This window comes from Phosphitispora sp. TUW77 (assembly GCF_048453025.1).
Classification (GTDB): Bacteria; Bacillota; Thermincolia; order Thermincolales; family UBA2595; genus Phosphitispora.
Window position 1 is genome coordinate 827,950 of record NZ_CP156677.1, and the last position, 20,179, is coordinate 848,128.

Here is a 20,179-nt window from a genome sequence, read left to right on the forward strand (position 1 = left end):
GAGGAAATGAAAATGAATAAAAAAAGCTTATCGCGGTGGCTGTTAACCATTTTAATGATGCTATTGTTATTGGCGGTTATGTCAGCGACTGTTTTGGCAGAGACGACCAATGTTTACGTGGACCCTGTCAACGGTGATGATGCCAATTCCGGCAGTTTGGGTGAGGAAGTTAAAACTATTGAAAGGGCTCTGGAACTTGCGCCCACTAATGCTGCTTCCATCATTTGCTTAAGAGAAGGGGATTATAGTATTACCACATATATAACCCACCAAAACCTAACTATTACTGCTTATGATGACGGAAACGGTAATTATGATAATGTCACTATCTATCCTGATTATGACAGCACTTTAACGGCACCCAATCAGATTTGGACTACGGAATGGATATTTGCCGCTGACAGCTTGGCTTCAAAGTTAGGTCTAACTTTAAGTCACCTTAATCTGTCAGGTGATAATTTAACTACCGGGGAGCCGGAAGACGGTTCAGCCGTAACAGGAATGTACACTTATTCTGCTGACGGCGCAGGCAGCTATGTCACATTGGAGGACTGCACCATCAGTGATATGCAAGTGGCTGTCTTAGATAAATACTCAGATTACCTCACTGTGTCTATTCTTAATTGTGACATAGAAGCATTTTATCCGGTAAGAACAGATAACACTCCATATTTGCTTATATATGATTCAACCATTCAGATGAGTTCAACGGATTTATCTGGTGATGTCATTTATTTGAACGGAACACCTACTGTTGATATTCAGGGTAATACTATAATAGGGAACAATGGTAATGGAACAGGTATTTATGAAGATGTCCGCAATGGAACTATTTCCAACAATACTTTCCTTGACCTGGATACCGCTCTTGAACTGAGTGAAATCGGGAATTTAACTGTTTCCGGAAACTATGTGGAAACCACCAACAACGGCTTTGACCTGGAAACATATTATTATAACCCTGCCAGCATTACTGTCAGTGATAACACCATCATCAACAAGACATTAGAAAATCATTACCAGACAGGGATTAAACTGTATCTAAACGATGATACCGGCGGAAGCACCTTCAATGTGTATGGGAATGAGATTGTTAATTTCGCATATGGCTTTTACTATGACGGTGATGATTACTATTCGGACCTGATTAATTTAAATCTTTCCAACGCAGGTTCGGGGAATAAATTCAGGGGCAATATTCTCAATATGTACATTGAAAGTCTGAGGAGTACATCACAGGTGGATATGTGTCAGACTGACTGGGGTACGACGGACAGGCAGGAAATATTTGACCGCATTTACTTCCGGGATATCTATCCCGCGTCTGATGGTAGCACTGCCGCTGCTACCCATGAGGAAGCCTTTATATTTGATGATACCTTTTCTACCATAGCACGTGATGTCGTCTATGTAGATGATGATTTTAGCAGCTCAACTCCGGGTTTTGGGGTATCCTGTTTCAACAATATTTCCGAAGCCAAATCCATGGTCAGGTCAGGCGGTATTGTTAATGTTGCAGAGGGTTTATATGATGAACAGGTATCCATTTTTCATCCGGTAACAATCCAAGGTATCGGGGAAAATGCGGTGATAAAAAACACAGCAGATACAAATAAGCCTATTATGCTTGTATCCGCACCCAATACAACCATAAGCGGCATGAATTTCCAGGAAGGAACATATGGCCTTTCGATAGGCGATTTCGATTACTGCCGGAACTACTTGAACAGTTCTTTTAACTTCACTTATTATGATAGTATGGCAGACAATACAACAGTCTATAATAATTACTTCGGGAATCAAAGTTATACCAGTATAAACATTGATTACCAAAATTATCCTGCTACATTGGATGGTCTGACAGTGGAAGGCAATATTTTTAACAGTGATACCAGCTATACCTATAATGCTTTAGTTTCCAGAAGTGATTTTGTTATTGATTCTCCAACAATTAAAGATAATCAGATTGAATATAACTATATGAACGGTTTCCGTTTCAGATTCGCCGGGGATGCTTTGATTCAGGGGAATGATATAGTAATAGATGGTGATTTTCTTTATCCTTATGAGAATAAAGGGGGATTTATAATATATCCGGAAGGTAATTGTTTGATTACCGGCAATACATTTGAACTTGCAGACGGAGTAGATTATGCTTCATCTGCAAATGACAGTGTTGGCTTTAGGTATGATGTTGATACAATACCGGCAGAACTTATTACTGCAGATTTTTATAACAATAATTTCTCTGGTTTTGACTATGCCCTTTACTTTTATGCTTACGGGATTGATTTGCAGGAGGGCACAATTGATGTGACCGTAGGCGGCAGTAATGAAAACTATAACGATTTAAGCAATAACACTTATGGTGTTGTTTCCCAGTATAAGCCGGTGGCTATCGATGCCTCCTGCAACGTTTGGGGAGTAGCTGATGAGGATATTCCCGGCATGATTTTGGACTTCAATGATGAATCCTATTATGGAATAATAAATTATCTGCCATCTGCGGTCTTAACCTCTGATGATCCGGAATTGTCAGACCTGCAGGCTTCTCCCGTTTCCCTGGTGCCGTCTTTTGACCCTGAGGTCCATGAATACATGGCATCTGCAGCTAATGAAGTGACTGCCGTCACTATAACCCCATCGGCAGATGCAGGAACTATTTATGTCAACGACACTGAAGCGGCCAGCGCTTCTTCAGTAGAAATTCCTTTGGCAGTTGGAGATAATACGGTTTCGATTGAAGTATATGCAGAAGATGGAATAACAAACATGACGTATACGATTGTTATCAACAGGGCCATTAGTGTGCCTGAACCTGATGCTACCCTGTCAGGTCTAAGTGCCTCAGGGATCACGCTGACTCCTGAGTTTGACAGTGCCACGACAAGTTATTCTGCAAATGTCAGCAATAATGTAAGCAGTACAACCATCACTGCCGAACCCAGTGAACCGCTTTCAGATGTTTCGATTAATGATACAGAAGGAACAAGCAAAGAAGTGATACTGGCCGTTGGAGATAATACGGTTTCGATTGAAGTATATGCCGAAGATGGAATAACAAACATGACTTATACGATTGTTATCAACAGGGCCGCCAGCACTTCAACAGGCAGCAGCGGCAGCAGCTATACCCCGCCTGTCATTGATGTTACTACTCAAACCACAGATGACAGCACAACGACCTCAACTGAAATTTCTGTTACAACTAGTTCCTCGGGAGTGGCAGAAGCAAGCATCTCCACTGCAATGGTGGATGCTCTGCTTGATGAGGCTGATGCAGAAGACGGGACCTCTAAAGAAGATATCATTGAGGTTTCTGTCAATACTCCAGCAGATACAAGTACAATTGAAGTCAATATTCCACAGGCTGAGCTTGAAAAGATTGCTGAAAACTCAGATGCTGGCTTTGGGATTGCGTCTCCGTTGATATCCATTACCTTTGACGGGAAAGCCATTGAAACTATTTCGGCTGCGGCAGCAGGAGGCAATGTTACCGTCTCTGCCGGTATCATCGATAATAGCCGCCTCTCCGAACAAGATCAGGCAAAGGTTGCCGACAGGCCTGTCTATGACCTTGGAGTGAAGAATGGAGATGTTCAGGTCTCCCACTTTGGCGGCGGTCATGCAACAGTAAGGATACCATATACACTGAAACAGGGAGAAAATCCGAATGCCGTTGTAATCTACTATCTCGGCAATGACGGAAGCCTGAAAACAGTCAGGGGACATTTTGACGCCACAGCCGGGGTGGTAGTATTCAAAACTCCGCACTTCTCCAATTTTGTCATCGGTCATAATCCGGTTGTATTTAATGATGTAAAAACCGATGTCTGGTATAAGGATGCGGTTGACTTTATTGCTGCTCGCGGGATAACTACAGGCACTGGGGATGATAGCTACAGTCCTGAGATGCAGCTTACCAGAGGCCAGTTTATGGTTCTTTTGATGAATGCTTATCAGATTGAACCTGCCAGTGGCTCAGATGACCAAACCGGGAACTTTGCAGATGCAGGCAACACCTATTATACCGGCTATTTAGCAGCAGCGAAGACTCTTGGCATTGCTAACGGTGTGGGCAACAATATGTTTGCTCCTGAAAAAGCAATCACCAGGCAGGAAATGTTTGTGTTGCTATATAATGCACTAAAGCTAATTGATGAACTTCCGCCGGCCGCTAATGATAGGCAGCTAGCTGTATTTAATGATGCCGGTCTGGTGGCTTCCTGGGCAAATGAAGCTATGTCATCATTAGTCCAAAGCGGTATTGTCAGCGGCAGTAACAATATGCTGAGCCCGGCAGAAACGACTACCAGGGCACAAATGGCACAAGTGCTGTATAACCTTTTGTCAAAATAAGTGGCTGCAAAACAACGTAATAAACATATCACCCCTCTGCAGGAGTTCGCAGAGGGGTGAGAGATATTTCATTATTCGTTTATAGTAAATAATTCGCGAATATAGTTACGGCGGCTATGAAGTATGCGGTGTATGACAATATTATCTTTAATTATCCTGTAGAATACAAGATAGGGGCTTACCACAATAAAGCGATACCCTCGATTAATAAGGGTAAATTCTTCTTCTGATAAGACTGAGCCCATGTTTGGGAAATCCGCGAGTTTGCTTACTTCGGCGTTAAGCTTGTTTAATAAAGATTCGGCAGCGGTTGCATTATCCTCAGATATATATGAGAAAATTTCATCCATATCATCAACTGCTGCTGGTGTATATTTAACATTATTTTTTCGCGGCATTAATCTTCCTCCGCGTTCTAGCTATAACTTCATCATGGTCAATCAATTGTTCGCCTTCAGCAATCTGCTTTTCTGCTACCAGCAGTCTGGATTGCAGTTTAATACGGGCTTCCATGCGACGAAACGCTTCATGGCTCATGACAACCAAGTCTGCTTCTCCATTGCGTGTAAGCACTACCGGTTCATCAAGGTCATGGCAGTATTTTGAAAAACCGTTATAGTCTTGGCGAATAGTTGTTGAAGGTTTAATATTCATTACTGAAACCGCCTTTCAGATATCTTTATTCTGACTATATTCTATCAAATATATACTACTAATTCAAGGATTCCCTTGACAAACATATGTTTTCGATAATATACTTGTCTTAAAATTATATTTAAAAAGTACAAGTCACGTAACTGGCGGATAGTGGGGGCACCCACAGGGAGCGTGATTGGTGATTATTATCGACCGCCTGGGTAGAATAAAGCCCAGGCGGTATTTTATTAAAAGGAGGGTTTTTTATGAAATCAATGGTACTAAAATATGGCTGTAATCCAAATCAGAAGCCGGCACAAATCCGTTTTGCCGGTGATGAGCTTCCTATCAAGGTGCTAAACGGTAATCCGGGGTATATTAATTTCATGGATGCCCTCAATTCATGGCAGTTGGTCAAGGAATTGCGGATTGCTCTGAACATGCCGGCAGCCGCTTCTTTTAAGCATGTTAGCCCGGCCGGAGCGGCAATCGGATTACCATTGAATGAAGAACAAAAAAAGGCTTGCCGGGTTAGTGATATAGATTTATCACCACTTGCTGCGGCATATGCGCGGGCAAGGGGGGCGGACAGGCTGTCTTCTTTTGGTGACTGGGCAGCTATGAGTGACACTGTGGACAAACCCACTGCGGAAATTTTGAGAAAAGAGGTGTCTGACGGAGTCATCGCTCCCGGTTATACTCCGGAAGCACTTGAGCTTCTTAAGCAGAAAAGAGGCGGGAAATATAATGTCATACAAATTGATCCAGCATATGAACCGCCTGAAATTGAAGCAAGGTTTATTTACGGTATTGAGTTTCTCCAGAAAAAAAATAGTGTTATCCCCAGTTTTGCAGACCTTGACAATATTGTGACCGATAATAAGGAATTGCCTGATGCGGCTAAGAGGGATATGATCCTGGCAATGCTGACACTCAAGTATACTCAATCCAATTCCGTGTGCTATGTACATGACGGTCAGGTTATCGGTTCCGGTGCGGGCCAGCAGTCAAGGATACATTGTACCCGGTTGGCAGGGGACAAGGCTGATATCTGGTACTTAAAACAGCATCCCAGAGTACAGGGTTTTAAGTTCAAGCCGGAAGTGGGGATTGCGGACCAGGATAATGCCATGGACCTGTTTGTCAGAAATGATGTCACTGATTATGAACTTAATATGTTGCAGGATATACTGGAAACAGTTCCGGAAAGGCTTTCTCAACAGGAACGGCAGGAATGGCTCAAAGGCTTAAAAAATGTTACCTTAGGCTCTGATGCTTTCTTTCCATTTAGGGACAATATCGACCGGGCCGCTCAGAGCGGGGTTAAGTATATTGTCCAGGCAGGCGGTTCACTTAGAGATGATATAGTAATAAATGCCTGCAACGAATACGGAATGGTCATGGTGACTACGGGATTAAGGCTGTTCCATCACTAACATTTCAAAGGAGCTGATACTTGTGTATTCAACATTTAACGCGGATATAGTAATAATAGGGGAGGTAGCAGCAAAATAAATCAATCTGCCCTCCCCTTAACATGCTACTAAAATACGGGAGGACAATTAAAATGAGTAAAAACAATTTATATAATATAGGACTTTCTGAACGTTTTATTCAGGAAGCTGAAATGTATGACAGCAATCTGCATTTGGCCAGGGTTTCAGCCCAGCACAAGGACATGTACCGGGTTATCACCGAAAGCGGTGAGATATGGGCGGAAATTTCCGGAAAGCTCAGTTACTCGGCATCTGTTTCGGCAGATTATCCCGTTGTTGGTGATTGGGTACTTGTTGACAGGATAGATGATAACAATGGTTACGCCATAATTCATCATATTCTTACCCGGAAAAGCTGTTTTGAAAGGAAGGCGGCGGGTACCGGGCAGGAACGGCAGAAGATAGCTGCTAATATTGATACGGTTTTTATTTGTATGTCACTTAATAATGATTTTAACGTGCGCCGTATTGAGCGGTATCTTGCCATTGCCTGGGACAGCATGGCAGTTCCTGTTATTGTACTCACCAAGTCCGACTTGTGCAGTGATTTGCCCACAAAGCTGAAGGAGTTAGAGTCTGTTGCCATTGGAGTAGATGTGGTTATTACTACGAGTATGAATGGTGATGGTTATACCGGGATCGGCAAATACTTGCATAAAGGCAAAACTATAGCCTTTATCGGCTCATCAGGTGTAGGCAAATCCACACTGATTAACAAATTGTTGGGTGAACAGGTGCTGGTCACTAAAGAAATCAGGGGAGATGATAAGGGCAGACATACTACCACACATAGGCAGCTACTGGTTCTATCTGATGGCGGTGGAGTGGTGATAGACACGCCCGGTATGCGTGAAATTCAGATTGCCGGAGCTGATTTGTCCAGGTCATTTGCTGATATCGAAGAATTGGCCGAAAAGTGCCGTTTCCGGGATTGCAAACATGAATCTGAACCACAGTGTGCTGTGAAGAAGGCTATCGAAGATGGGACCTTATCTGTCAAGCGGTTTGAAAACTACAAAAAGCTGCAGCGGGAGATGGTTTTTGAAGTACGGAAAAGTACATTGTCTGCGGCCCAGGCAGAGAAGCAGAAAATAGTTGATATGATGGGGTCACTAGATGCTCAAAAGCAGGTTGTTAAAGGTAACCGGAAAAACAAAGGGAAGAGATAAAAATACATTAGGAATCAAAAGGGAGTGTCCCATAAGTGATATGCTCCCTTTTTGATTGGGCGGGAAATCTGGTGAGTTATAGCACCGGTTTTCCGCACTGGCATCGGAGGGTTCTAACCTTGCTCCTGGCGAAGTCACGGACTAAACCGCCAATTCGGCATCCTGCCTCAGTGGCGGCTCCGCCATCCGTGGCTCCGGTTCGTGACTTCGCTTAGCGGAGTGCGGTAAGACTCCTCACGAGGCCAGTGCAAGGAAAACCTTGTGCAACATCTCACCAAGCTTCCCGCCCTTTCCTTCAAGGTGCATCCCTCTCATAGGACCATCAAAAGCAGGAAAAGAAAAAACATTGCTTTGAAGGTGAAAGGGTTTTTGCTTCCAGTGTAGAATTATTAATGAAACAGTAAAGATGCGGAGGAAGCTTAAACGGTAAAAAGAAAAAGCACTACTGGCTACGAGTCTCATGTTAGAGTATATGAATGTGAAGACTGTACCGGGTGTACCAACCGAGAATCCTGTACTAAAAGCAAGTACTGGAACCGTAGGATAGAGGTTAATGTCCGTTTAGAAGAGCTAAAGCAAGAAGCCAGAGAAAACTTAACTTCTGAGCTAGGCCTTGCCCTGCGCAAAAGACGCTGTATTGAACCCGAGTACGTATTTGGCCGGATAAAATGGTGTTGGGGCTTTAAAAGATTCCTCCTCAGGGGTCTTGAAAAGGTTAAAATTGAGTGGGGATTACTGTGTATGGCACATAATGTTTCAAAAATGGCAACTATCCAGTGGGCTTAAGAAGAAGCTCGCTAATTTTTTGACACAAAGACAGGGACCATGCCCATAAGTAATTACTTATGACACGGTCCCTTTTTACATACGATATGCCTCATGAATTTATCATAGTAGTATTCAATTTATTGTAATATTCAATTTATTGTGGTAATTTAATATGGTTCTAGGTATAATTTAAATACATATATTAATTTTTGGCAGAATTGTTTAAGTGAAATTGTATTTCTGAGAGGCTATAAAAAAAGGAGGGGAAATAGTGAAAAAAAGAAGGTTCGGGTTTATCAGCGGGATATTGATAATCGCTGTCCTGGTCAATGTGGCGGCAGGTTTTGGAATAAGCGGTGATGCATGGGCACTGATGGGAAATATTCCTCTTAATCCCCCGGTTCAAACTATACAGCTTCCATCCTCGGCAACGGTGCAAATTGACAGTAGTGCCAGTTCCTGGGCCATACCACATCTTCAGCAGGCATATGAATATGGATTGACATATCCCGGTATTATGAAAGATTTTAAAAAACCTATTACCCGCCAGGAATTTTGTACAATTGTGGTTAAGCTTTACGAAAAACTCAGCGGTAAAACGGCAACAGCCGGAAGCAGTCCTTTTACAGATACTTCAGACCCGGAAATAATCAAGGCATACCAGCTGGGAATTGTTAAAGGCACCGGAGCCGGAAAATTCTCACCTGGCTGGAATATCACCAGACAGGAAATATGTGTCATGATTTTCCGGGCCCTTGATGTGGCAGTGACCGGTCTTGATAAAAGTATCGGTACCGACTTCCCATTCAGTGACAAGGGTCTGATTGCCTCTTGGGCGGCTGATGCCATGAAGTTTGCATATAAAAATAATATCATGAACGGTGTAGGAGGCAACAGGATAGATCCCTTGAGCAATACCACCCGGGAGCAGGCCATAACTCTTATTAAGAGGACTTATGAGGCTTTTCGGGTAAATGTGATTGATGCAACTATTTCCGTAGGGCAAGCGGACGTCAAAAAGCTGACTGAAAAAGAGAAATTCATTAATTCAGATTTAAGTAACCGGATAGCCTTCCCCAGGTATGATTCCCGCCTTGAACTTTTTGTTGCCACCGAAGCGGGTAAGCCTGCAAAACGGCCTTCGGCTGTTGCGAGCGGTGGTACAGGACGATTAGTCCGAACAGCAGGTCTGGATTTAATGGTTGATTTGAAGCCTATTCAACCGGTTCAGCCAAATTTGTATACCGGGATACAGCCCAGTGTATCACCTGTGATACCTCCTTATTGGCTGCTTCCCAGACCGGAGGGATCCATATATACCAAAGCCCAGTGTGCAGCTTTGATAGACAGGGACGGGAATAAAAAACGCTGGTTTGCTTTTAACTTAAATACATCCCAGGCCGCCAAGGTGGTCTGGCAGGTATCCAAGGCGCCATTCAACGGCTTTAGTGACAGTTGGAAATATCCCCGTGGGCTGGTGGCTTCAGGTGAGGTTTCAGCACAGGCGGGAGAATTTGTGATTGACTTCGGCCCTATTGCTGCCGGCCAGTCATCAGGCATTCAGTGGCAGTTGAAGCCGGCAGGACAGTTGTTATGGAGTAATACCTCTACATACAAAGAAATTCCCAAGGCCCAGAAAAAATATTATGTCCGGGCTGTCCCTGTTGATTCGTCAGGGAAATGTATCGGTGATCCCGGAGAGGGGCTCGAGGTCCTCTATGGGGAACCACTCACAGCGGCAGTTGCCGGTCAGAACCTGAATCCATCCTTTGAGCTTTGGGCTCCGATGTGGGAAGGGGAGGCTGAAGGAGGCGGGCCGGACAATTTAGGTTACAGTGGGGAATTCCCAAATTTAATGGTTCATGAAACCATTTCTCATCATTCTGATAGCAGATATACAAGTGATTACTGGTTTTTATTCCACGGCTTTGATCCGGCTGTCACCAGGGTAGTCATGCAGGTGGCTGCCAAGCCTTTCACCGGCAGTATGGTTGACTGGGATGCACCCAAGGGGCTGGTATACAGCAAATCTTATACAAACCTCCCGGTAAAGCTTAATACTCAGTTTGAAAATGCGGTTCCTATCAAGTTTAGTCAATTTGGTCCGGACGAATCAATCATGAAGCCTGATGAATTTATTTCCTATTATGTACGGGCGGTGGCAGTTAAACCTTCAAATATTGCGGGCAGTGAAGAGGTTGCGTTTTCTGAAACTATTACTGTTAATTACGGTTATCCCAGTGCCCCCAAATGGTTTATTCCCCAGGACGTATCAGTAAAATCATATATCCCTAACATAAAAGTATTGCATTACCGGCCGGTGCAGTGGGAGGATCCCGAATGGGAGCATAAATACATTGTTTACCGGGCCCCTAAGTGGAATGAAATCAACTGTACCTTTAAGAATGTACAGACCGGACAAAAGCTTTATCCTTATTATCATTACGTTATGAGTGATGCAACCATCACTCCGGCTAAGTACGAGAATGAAATTATTCCCAAGGTCCTAGTTAAAGGCACATCTGTTACCATTGTTGACAAAGAGTCGGATAAATCCTGGTGGGGAGAGCTTTGGGACAGCATAGTAGACTTTTTCAGTTCAATAATTGATATAATTAAAAATATCACCAATTGGGTGAGCAGTGCATATGCAAACCTGAAATCAGGGCTGATTAATTTTGTTGCCAGTAATTTCCCCCTTATTCCGGACAATTGGCGGGCGGGACTGAAACTTGCCCTTGAAGCCCTGGTGAACACAGGGATGGCTGCTATGGGCATTCCTCCCACTCTGCCTAATTTTGACCAGCTCTCTAATATGAGCCTTGATTATATGGCACAGGTAGCCCTGACTGAGGCCGGTATTCCTGCTAATGAGATAACAAATGAATTAGTCACAAAAACAGCAGAGGGTTTAGGGAATGAAATCACTGCAGCTACTAATTCGGCAAGCCCAAACCCGATTAACTCCGCTTTCCTGAAGAACCATCCGGATTATCTTTACAGGCCGGCCTATATGGATATTGAGATAAGCAATCCATATGACAAACCGTCCTTACCGGGCAGTTTCAATATTGATGCCGAATGGGAATGGACTGAGGAAGTCAGTTTAGACCATGAGGTATTCAGTCACTGGCCGCAGGAACAGCAGTTTGCCGATGCCCTGCAGTATGTGGTTCATTTTCTCTACGGGCTGAGCAGGGGGCGCAATGGCTATCCCATCTATTATCCGGTGTATGAACCGGTAAGGGGACAGCCCATACCTATTCTGCAGCCGGGTGAGAAGCGGACTGTCCGCATTTATTTAAAGCCATATACAGGGAAGCCATATCCATTTGCAATTAATGGAGATTCGGTCCTGTTGGAAGACTTTGCCCACCTTTATTGGGGTGACGTTGGCAAGGTAGAATTCCGTGTCAGGACAGATAAGTATGACCTGCCTGACCCTGAAGCAGTGGCCAAGGCTCAGGGCTTCCAGGAAGACGATGACCACATCTATACTTACGGCTATGATAAACTTTCCAGCGGCAGTTATTTTGAGCAGGTTCCATGCCAGTCCTATTAATGGAAAAATCAATTCTATTAATGCTGAAAACATTTGAAAAGCAATATTTGTTTTATGATACCCGGACGCCTTTCAGGTTTCCGGGTATTTCTATAGCAAAATATTTTCAAAAATATTGGCAAATTAACATTATTTGGGAGATAAATTCTCGAATATTAGAGGTTTTTCACATCACTTTGCAGAAACAACATTATAAGTATGGGAACTTTCAGCCTTCTTTTTACGTCAAAAATCTTATGAGAGAAGAGAACACTAAAATTCTTAAACTCGGGGAGGAAGGATGATACCAGATGCCTGACATATCCAAACTATTTAAACCGGCAGGACATGTCTGGAACCGTAAAATTGCTTCGCTTATTATTACCGTTATAATTGTTTTGTTAAATGCAGGATTAGCAGTTGCAGCACCGGACGGAGAAACGGAAAAAGTTGCTGAAACTAAAAAGACAATAACCATTGATGCCAAAAGTGCTTTTGGGAACCACTCAAAACAGGGGAAATGGCTGCCGCTCAGGATTGAGGCAGCTAACAGCGGCCCTGATATTGAAGGCAAAATTAAAGTTGTTTTCAGTAACCAGGAGCGTTTTCCTGTGGATTACCAGACAAATGCAATAATCCCGACGGGAAGCACAAAGGAATTTGACCTTAATATACCAGTCAATGAATATACAGGAAGCCTTAAAGTTCAGTTGATAACAGGAAAAAAGGTCTTGGCTGAAGATAAGATAAACCTTACTTTTCATCCTGTCGAACAGCCTATTATCGGTATTCTTGACCGGGCCCCTTCCGAATTCCGTTCCCTTTATGGTCTTAGTCTCATTAATGGGGTTTCACCGGTAGTGTTGACCCTGAATCACGAATCTTTCCCGGAACAAGCTGAGCTACTTTCTTTTTTTGACATCCTTGTGATTGATGATGTAAACCTGAACCTTGACAGCAAACGACAGGACGCTCTGAACCGATGGGTTAATCAGGGAGGAATCCTGGCGGTGGGAGGCGGGCCGGGATGGCAGAAGGTAATACCAAATCTGCCTCCCGAACTGGCAATTGCCAAGGTATCTGGAGTTGAAACCAGAAACCTGGGTTCACTGCACCGTATGCTGGGCCTTAAGGAACTAACTGCTTTAGAGGAACCGGTACAGACCGCTTTGTTTAGCGATATCAGCGGCAGGGGTCTTTATGGGGATGCTGGCAGGTATTTGGCTATAGAAAAGGCAATTGGCAATGGTAAGGTAATTTGCCTGGCTTATGACCCGGCACTGGAACCGATGGCCGGATGGAAGGGGACCGGGGCCATATGGCAGGAACTGCTTTTTGGGGGACACCCCCTGAATACAATGGATAAAACTCATTTAAAATATGTTGCCGGCGGGAACACCTGGGCAATGATAGAAGCACTGAACACAATCCCCGGGCTGCAGTTTCCTTCCCTTAAGGGGATAGCTGCAGTTTTAGGGTTGTACGTACTGCTGGTGGGGCCTCTGAGTTACCTGATACTTAAAAAAATTGACAAACGCGAATGGACCTGGATAATGGCTCCGGCTTTAGCAATAGTATTTGTGGCAGTTATATATGTGGCTTCATTTCAGGAAAGGCACAATGAAGTCTTGACTCACCAGATAAGTATTGTTGATATGAGTCAAGGGACAACCAATGCAAGGGCAGAGACCATTACTGGGATTTTTGCCCCTAAAGTCGATACTTACAGGCTAGAGCTGGAAGGGCAGCACTTCATCAGTTCACTCCCGGCTTATGATTATATCAGGTCATATGGTCCGGGCCAGGTGCCGGAAGCCCAGCTTGTTGTGGAACAGTCACCCAGGAGTACGGTAATTCAGCTTAAAGATATGGATACTTGGGTAATGCGGGGGTTTGGCCATGAAACCGATATCTCCCTTGCCGGAAATATTTCAGGGGAGTTAAAGTTTGATAGTAACGGCTGGGCGGGTATTGTTACCAACAATACGGAATATGACTTTACAGACGGTGTATTGGTTACGGCATATGGTTTTAAAAAAACAGGGCCGCTTAAGGCAGGAAAAACACTTAAGGTTGAAATGCCAAAAGGCAGTCTTGGCAGTCAGGGCCCGCCCTTTTATTACCAGATTTACAATCCCGGTATTCAGTGGCAGGGTCCCGGAACCCCGCCAAAGCAAACCCGGCAGGATGTGCTCAGACAGCAGCTGCTGGAAGCCCTGTTTAACGGCGCCCCTTGGAACCCCGGTGGGGGGCAGGCATTATTTTTGGCATGGTCGGATCAAAAAATAAAGGGTACCATCGAAATTCCCGGCGAGGATATAAAACAGTTCTATACCACATTATTCAAATTGCCCGTGAACCTTAAGATTGACACAGAAAACCTTAATATACCACCTGGTTTTATTATGGGTACAGTTATTGACAGTACAAATGTTGCTCTTGGGCCGCCCGGGGTAGTACAGATTCAGGCGGGAGGGAAGGCAGTATACCAGTTTGAGCTTCCCAAGGGTTATTTTGACAATATGGAACTTTATTTGTCCGGAAGTGGCCCGACTACCATGATAGGCTTCCTCTATAACTGGGAAGAACAGGAGTGGGAAAACTTTAATGTGCGCCCGGGCAGTAATGTCATCAAGGATTATGCAAAATATGTAAACAAAAACCGTATGGTAAAATTCAGGATTGAGAGCGACAGGGACTGGTATGAAGTGAACGGAGTAAGCATATCCCTGACCAGAAAAGGTGGTGGCTAAATGATCAGGGTTGCAGGATTGGCAAAGCATTACGGGAAATTCGAAGCCTTAAAAGGTGTTAGCTTTAGTATTGAAGAGGGCAGTATTTTTGGTTTTGTCGGTCCCAATGGTGCCGGTAAGACAACTACCATGAAAATCATGGCTACTCTGTTGACACCTACTGCGGGCCAGGCATATATTGATGATATTGATGTGATTAGGCATCCTCAGAAGGTACGGCAGCTAATTGGCTATATGCCAGATTTCTTTGGGGTCTATGACAGGCTGAAGGTTACCGAATATCTTGATTTTTATGCATCATGTTACCGGATAGCGGTTGACAGGCGCCGGAATATAATTGCAGACCTGCTGGAACTGGTGGATTTAAGTCATAAGGCTGATGTTTACGTGGATTCCCTGTCAAGGGGGATGAAACAGCGGCTTTGTCTGGCCAGGTGCTTGGTACATGACCCCAAGGTGCTGATTCTTGATGAGCCGGCTTCAGGTCTTGACCCCAGGGCCAGGGTGGAAATAAGGGAACTATTGCGTGAGTTGAAAAAGATGGGAAAAACCATTATCATTTCCTCACACATTTTATCCGAATTGGCGGAACTGTGTACTCATGTGGGTATTATTGAAGCTGGTGAATTGGTCGCAGAAGGGACTGTTGAGCAGATAACCGCACAACTGAGTTCAGACAGGCTGATTCAGGTCAAGGTGAGTTCGGGACAGGAAGCAGCAGTTGAGGTTATCAGGGAACAGCCCGGAGTTGCTGCTGTTACCGAAACTGCCGACGGTGTTCTCCAGGTTAGCTTTTCCGGAGATAGCACCGGTCAGGCCGAACTTCTCCGGAGATTAATAACTGCAGGAATCCCTGTACTGTCTTTTGCAGAAACAAGCAATAGTCTGGAAGACCTGTTTATGCGCATTACCAGGGGGGTGGTACAGTGACAGGCAATCCCGTTCTAACCAAGGAATTGCGTGACAGGGTAAGGACCTGGCGGTCTCCGTTGGTGATTACCGTTTATCTGGGGTTTATTGCCGTTGTCGGTGGATTTTTTATATTTGAACAGACAAGGGGCGGTATGGGCGGACCGCGGGTTTACCGGATGGGGATAGAGATATTTAACATTATGGCTATCCTCCAGATTGGCTTGATAGCTTTTCTGACCCCCGGCCTTACGGCAGGGGTTATCAGCGGGGAAAGGGAAAGACAGACCCTGCCCTTACTGATGATAACCCGGATGTCCCCATTGTCGGTGGCTACCGGCAAACTGATTTCAGCAATCAGTTATATGCTGTTGTTGATCGTGATTTCCATGCCGTTTTACAGCATTGTCTTCTTTTTTGGCGGGGTTTCACTCAGCCAGTTTTTTCAGGTGGCAGGTATTCTTATGGTAACAACTGTTCTTCTGGGGAGTATGGGAATGTTTTTTTCATCACTTTTTAAACGTACTACAGTAGCCATTATTGTTACTTATGGGGCAACTTTTATGCTGTTCTTCGGGACCGTTTTCCTGACAGCTTTAATCGTACAAATTACCCAGTATTATATTGGTGGTCCGGTAACCGGACCGCAATCCGTACCATTTATTATTTATTTTAATCCTTTGGTGGCCTTGGGTTCGGTTCTTCCTATGGGTGGGAATATCGTGCCCTTTAGCAGCAGTAATTTACCTATCCAGTCACTGGCCCCCTGGCAGGTAAGCCTTTTGCTGGATACGGTCATTACCTTGCTGGCTGTGGGACTTACCGTATGGCTGATCCGTCCCACTAGGGCAGGGAGCAAAAGGAGAGGGTAAGTATGGGTGAAGCAAATGAATTATCTCCCAAGGCTAAATTATCTCTACGAGATGGAAAACAGCAGCTTCAGAAGGCTTTGCGTCCATCGCTCAGGCGCGTGGCTATAAGACATTACATCGAATGGGCGCTCAGAGCCTTTGTTTGTGGCCTGGTTGCTGCTGCTGCCATACTTGCGGTTTCCAGATTTGTGCCTATTGCTGACAGCCTGTTCCGGTCGGCTGCCGTAGGACTAATGGTTGTAACCGTATTTTTGGTCAGAGCCTGGCAAAAGAGGCCGGGATGCAGGGAAGCCGCACTGGCTGCTGATCAGACTGGACTCAGTGAACGGGCTGCCACAGCCTGGGAGTTCCGGAACTCTAATGACCCGTTTATAGTGAGACAGCGTGATGATGCCCTTGAATTTCTGAAAAAAATGGATTATCGGGGCATTCCGCTCTGGATAAAGTCACTTCGGGAATTTGGGACAGTTTTAGTGCTGCTGCTGGCAGTTACGGTCCTGGCATTTTATCCGAACCCCATGGATAAAGTGGCTGAGGCCAGGAAACAGGAACAGCTGGCTCTTGCTGAAGCAAAGGAAGATATCCGGGAACTGCGCCGGCAGGTGGCGCAAGATGAAGAAGTTCCTGATGATATTAAAAAACAGCTTGATGCTGAACTTAAAAAGCTCGAACAGGAACTGGCAGAGGCCGGTTCCTTGGATAAAGGGGCTGCTGCCCTGGCGAAAGAAGAAGCCGATATTGTCCGCAGGTTCTCACAGAAGGAAACGAAATCCTGGTTGGCAGAAGTGGCAGGTATGTTAAAAGAAAAGCCGCTTACTGCTGAGGCAGGTAAGGCCCTGGAAAAAGGCGACCTTCAGAAGTTTAAGCAGCAGATGGAGGCTCTTGGTGCTTCGGTGAAGGAACTTGATGCAGAGGAAAGGAAAAGCCTGGATGAACTTAAAGAACAGGTTGTCGGGCAGTTTGCTGAAGCCTTGATGGCTGACCGGCTGGCTGCTGATATGCAGGCTGCTTTGAGACGTGCCAAGGAAGGAATGCTGGCAATGGGAAGTTCCGGCGGAAAGTCGCAGACGGCTATGGCCGGCACTTTCAGCACCGGTGCCGGGGGGAGTTCTGCCGGTAATACAGGTGGCAATGCCATTGGCACTGGTAATGCCGGTAACGCTGAAGGTAATGTCGATGGTAATGCCGGCAGCAATAACGGTGGCAGCTCCGGCGGATCCGCAGGTGTAGGCACGGAAGGTGCTGCCGGAGAAGGTGCTGCCGGAGGGACTGGTTCTGGAAGCGGTTCTGCTTCCGCAAGTGGAGCAGGAAGTGGAGCAGGGACCGGTTCCACCAACACTGATGGTGGTTCACATTCAGCGGGGGAAGCAGGTCCGGGTACTGACGATTACTGGGGCATAGCTCCTGAAAATGAGGGGCAATATGAGGTTATTTATGTGCCTACAAGACTGGGCAGTGACGGCCGGCCTGAATATGTGGGTGGGACCCCGGGGGATTCGGGCACATCGGTTTCCGTAGATACGGAGAACGGTCCGGTTACCGGGGGCTGGCTTCTGCCCTATTCCGAGGTTCTGACCCGGTATGAGTCTGAAGCAATGCAGGGCTTGGAACAGCAGTATGTTCCTGATAATATGAAGGATATGGTGAGGGAATATTTTATGGGTCTTGCGGGAGAGTAGACCGGGGTGATACCCGGGAAATTTGTCTTGATTGCTAAAATTGGCTTGGAGGGATGAGGGTGAACTATGATACTACCGAGAATCAGGAGAATATAAAAAACCAGGCTAAAGTGGATGAGGCCCAGGTTCAGGAGGTTGTCAACAGGGTCCGCCAAATTGAAGCAGAGGTTTCCAGGGTGATGGTCGGACAAGGGGATGTTATCAGACAAATCCTGCTTACTTTGATGACAGGAGGACATGCCCTGCTGGAAGGGGTCCCCGGTCTGGGAAAAACCCTCCTGGTGCGGACCCTTGGCCGGGCACTGGGGTTAAAATTTGCCCGTATCCAATTCACCCCTGACCTGATGCCTGCCGATATAATCGGTACCAATATTATGACTGAAACTGAACAGGGAAGGGGTTTTAAGTTTCAGCAGGGAGCAGTTTTTGCCAATTTGGTCTTGGCAGATGAGATAAATAGGGCAACTCCCAAGACTCAGAGTGCTCTTTTGGAGGCGATGCAGGAACGGACGGTATCTGTGGCCGGTATTACCAGGCCCTTGCCGGAGCCCTTTTTTGTTCTGGCGACCCAGAATCCCCTGGAAATGGAGGGGACATACCCTCTTCCGGAGGCCCAGATGGATCGTTTCCTGTTCAAGGTTTTGGTTGATTTCCCCGGTGAGACGGAGTTGCGGGAGATTTTACTAAAAACTACGGGATATGGCGAGACTGAGGTTAACCAGGTGGCTGATGCCGCAGACCTGGCAGGCTTAATCAAAACAGCTTCTGTTGTTCCTGTTGCCACACATGTTGTTGATTATATTATAAGGCTGATTCTGGCCACTCATCCCGAACGTCCTGAAGCTTCCGAGCGGGTCAGGAGATATGTTCGTTACGGGGCAAGCCCCAGAGGAGGTCAGGCAATCCTGGTCACGGCGCGAATCAGGGCCCTCCTGGAGGGACGATTCAATATAGCCTTTGAGGATGTGGCGGCTGTTGCCTTGCCTGCTCTGAGACACCGGTTTTTTCTGAATTTTGAGGGTGAGGCAGAGGGTATTACAGGTGATATACTGATTAAAGAACTTTTGGAAACAGTTCCCAAAACCAAAGGAGTGAAATAGAGGTGGAGGGACTTTTCTTTGACCGGGAATTTTTGAATAAGCTGGAGAGTATGGGATTTCTCCTGAAAAAGGCCCTTACCGGCCGTTACAGCGGTCAACACCGATCCCTCAGGAAAGGGCAGTCGGTTGAGTTCGCCGATTACCGTCCCTATACTTCGGGTGATGACTGGCGGCAGGTTGACTGGAACGCATATGCCAGGCTGGATCGTTTGTTTATTAAGCTGTTCATGGAGGAGCAGGACCTTTGTGTGCATTTTCTGGTAGATACCAGTGGTTCTATGGAATGGGGGGGTGGAACCAAGTTTAAGATAGCCAGGGAGCTGGCCGGAGCACTGGGTTACCTGGCTCTTGTCAATATGGAACAGGTCGGGGCTGTCGCCCTTAATGACGACATGTCAGGTTTTTTACCCCTGCAGAGAGGGAAAGTAGGTATTACACGGCTTTGGGGGTATTTGGGTCAGTTGCGCTCCGGAGGGGCCACTGAGTTGAATCTGGCCTTGCGCAGTGCCGGACGGTTTATCCGGAGGCCGGGAATTGCAGTGCTTATCTCTGACCTCTTGAGCCCCGCCGGTTATCAGGAGGGTTTGAAATATTTACAGCACCTGGGACAGCAGGTGGTAGTGCTTCATGTTATGTCAGCAGCGGAAAAGAACCCTGAACTCCTGGGAAATTACAGGTTGGTTGATTGTGAAAACCGGGAATTCAGGGAAGTGAGCATTACACCTATGATGCTGGAGGCATATCGTAAACAGGTGGAAAGTTTTGAGCAGGGCATCAAAGGGTTTTGCGGGAACCGGGAAATAACTTACCTTAGTGTATCTGCAGAAGACAAACTGGAGGATATCCTGCTGCATTCATTAAGGAGTATTGGTGTATTGGTATAGCAGGGGAAGGGGT

Annotated in this window: 12 protein-coding genes, 1 pseudogene and 1 riboswitch; of the genes and pseudogenes, 11 read left to right on the forward strand and 2 right to left on the reverse strand. The window is 45.7% G+C overall.

The annotated features are described in order from the left end of the window. The first annotated feature begins 12 nt into the window (after nucleotides 1-12). Nucleotides 13-4,359, forward strand: coding sequence for a cadherin-like beta sandwich domain-containing protein (locus ABFY19_RS03810; RefSeq protein WP_418791918.1), 4,347 nt, complete (start codon nucleotides 13-15; stop codon nucleotides 4,357-4,359). Between the two features lie 71 nt (nucleotides 4,360-4,430). On the opposite strand, the gene ABFY19_RS03815 is transcribed toward ABFY19_RS03810, so the two are convergent. Next, nucleotides 4,431-4,757 (reverse strand): type II toxin-antitoxin system RelE/ParE family toxin, encoded by a 327-nt coding sequence (locus ABFY19_RS03815; protein ID WP_418791919.1) that lies wholly within the window; start codon nucleotides 4,755-4,757, stop codon nucleotides 4,431-4,433. Next, the gene (locus tag ABFY19_RS03820; RefSeq protein WP_418791920.1) at nucleotides 4,741-5,013 is read right to left on the reverse strand and encodes a type II toxin-antitoxin system Phd/YefM family antitoxin; all 273 of its coding nucleotides are present in this window, start codon (nucleotides 5,011-5,013) and stop codon (nucleotides 4,741-4,743) included. The genes ABFY19_RS03815 and ABFY19_RS03820 overlap by 17 nt, the downstream gene beginning before the upstream one ends. A gap of 129 nt (nucleotides 5,014-5,142) precedes the next feature. After that, nucleotides 5,143-5,225: riboswitch (ZMP/ZTP riboswitch) on the forward strand. Between the two features lie 36 nt (nucleotides 5,226-5,261). Here ABFY19_RS03820 and ABFY19_RS03825 point away from each other — a divergent pair. The 10 genes and pseudogenes from ABFY19_RS03825 (at nucleotide 5,262) to ABFY19_RS03870 (ending at nucleotide 20,166) form a co-directional block, all read left to right on the forward strand. Further along, a complete protein-coding gene (locus tag ABFY19_RS03825; RefSeq protein WP_418791921.1) occupies nucleotides 5,262-6,431 on the forward strand; it encodes a phosphoribosylaminoimidazolecarboxamide formyltransferase in 1,170 nt (389 codons plus the stop codon). A 131-nt stretch (nucleotides 6,432-6,562) separates the two neighbouring features. Next, nucleotides 6,563-7,660 carry a ribosome small subunit-dependent GTPase A gene (gene rsgA / locus ABFY19_RS03830; protein ID WP_418791922.1) on the forward strand — a complete coding sequence of 366 codons (1,098 nt, stop codon included), beginning with the start codon at nucleotides 6,563-6,565 and terminating at the stop codon, nucleotides 7,658-7,660. 489 nt (nucleotides 7,661-8,149) lie between these two features. Then, nucleotides 8,150-8,446: pseudogene (locus ABFY19_RS03835) on the forward strand (transposase); the annotation flags it as partial. A gap of 253 nt (nucleotides 8,447-8,699) precedes the next feature. Then, nucleotides 8,700-11,990, forward strand: coding sequence for an S-layer homology domain-containing protein (locus tag ABFY19_RS03840; protein WP_418791923.1), 3,291 nt, complete (start codon nucleotides 8,700-8,702; stop codon nucleotides 11,988-11,990). A 290-nt stretch (nucleotides 11,991-12,280) separates the two neighbouring features. Beyond that, on the forward strand, nucleotides 12,281-14,722 hold the full coding sequence (locus tag ABFY19_RS03845) for a hypothetical protein (protein WP_418791924.1): 2,442 nt from the start codon (nucleotides 12,281-12,283) through the stop codon (nucleotides 14,720-14,722). Then, on the forward strand, nucleotides 14,723-15,652 hold the full coding sequence (locus tag ABFY19_RS03850) for an ATP-binding cassette domain-containing protein (protein ID WP_418791925.1): 930 nt from the start codon (nucleotides 14,723-14,725) through the stop codon (nucleotides 15,650-15,652). Further along, nucleotides 15,649-16,503, forward strand: coding sequence for an ABC transporter permease (locus tag ABFY19_RS03855; protein ID WP_418791926.1), 855 nt, complete (start codon nucleotides 15,649-15,651; stop codon nucleotides 16,501-16,503). Before ABFY19_RS03850 ends, ABFY19_RS03855 begins: the two co-directional genes overlap by 4 nt. 2 nt (nucleotides 16,504-16,505) lie before the next feature. Then, a complete protein-coding gene (locus ABFY19_RS03860) occupies nucleotides 16,506-18,182 on the forward strand; it encodes a hypothetical protein (protein ID WP_418791927.1) in 1,677 nt (558 codons plus the stop codon). Between the two features lie 59 nt (nucleotides 18,183-18,241). Beyond that, on the forward strand, nucleotides 18,242-19,282 hold the full coding sequence (locus tag ABFY19_RS03865; RefSeq protein ID WP_418791928.1) for an AAA family ATPase: 1,041 nt from the start codon (nucleotides 18,242-18,244) through the stop codon (nucleotides 19,280-19,282). Between the two features lie 2 nt (nucleotides 19,283-19,284). Further along, the gene (locus ABFY19_RS03870; protein ID WP_418791929.1) at nucleotides 19,285-20,166 is read left to right on the forward strand and encodes a DUF58 domain-containing protein; all 882 of its coding nucleotides are present in this window, start codon (nucleotides 19,285-19,287) and stop codon (nucleotides 20,164-20,166) included. Nucleotides 20,167-20,179 lie beyond the last annotated feature (13 nt).

Bases quoted from the DNA above. Each gene is read 5' to 3' on its own strand.
- ABFY19_RS03815 (WP_418791919.1), bottom strand. From the start codon at position 4,757: ATGCCGCGAAAAAATAATGTTAAATATACACCAGCAGCAGTTGATGAT.
- ABFY19_RS03850 (WP_418791925.1), top strand. From the start codon at position 14,723: ATGATCAGGGTTGCAGGATTGGCAAAGCATTACGGGAAATTCGAAGCC.
- ABFY19_RS03860 (WP_418791927.1), top strand. From the start codon at position 16,506: ATGGGTGAAGCAAATGAATTATCTCCCAAGGCTAAATTATCTCTACGA.
- ABFY19_RS03820 (WP_418791920.1), bottom strand. From the start codon at position 5,013: ATGAATATTAAACCTTCAACAACTATTCGCCAAGACTATAACGGTTTT.
- ABFY19_RS03845 (WP_418791924.1), top strand. From the start codon at position 12,281: ATGCCTGACATATCCAAACTATTTAAACCGGCAGGACATGTCTGGAAC.
- ABFY19_RS03810 (WP_418791918.1), top strand. From the start codon at position 13: ATGAATAAAAAAAGCTTATCGCGGTGGCTGTTAACCATTTTAATGATG.
- ABFY19_RS03825 (WP_418791921.1), top strand. From the start codon at position 5,262: ATGAAATCAATGGTACTAAAATATGGCTGTAATCCAAATCAGAAGCCG.
- rsgA (WP_418791922.1), top strand. From the start codon at position 6,563: ATGAGTAAAAACAATTTATATAATATAGGACTTTCTGAACGTTTTATT.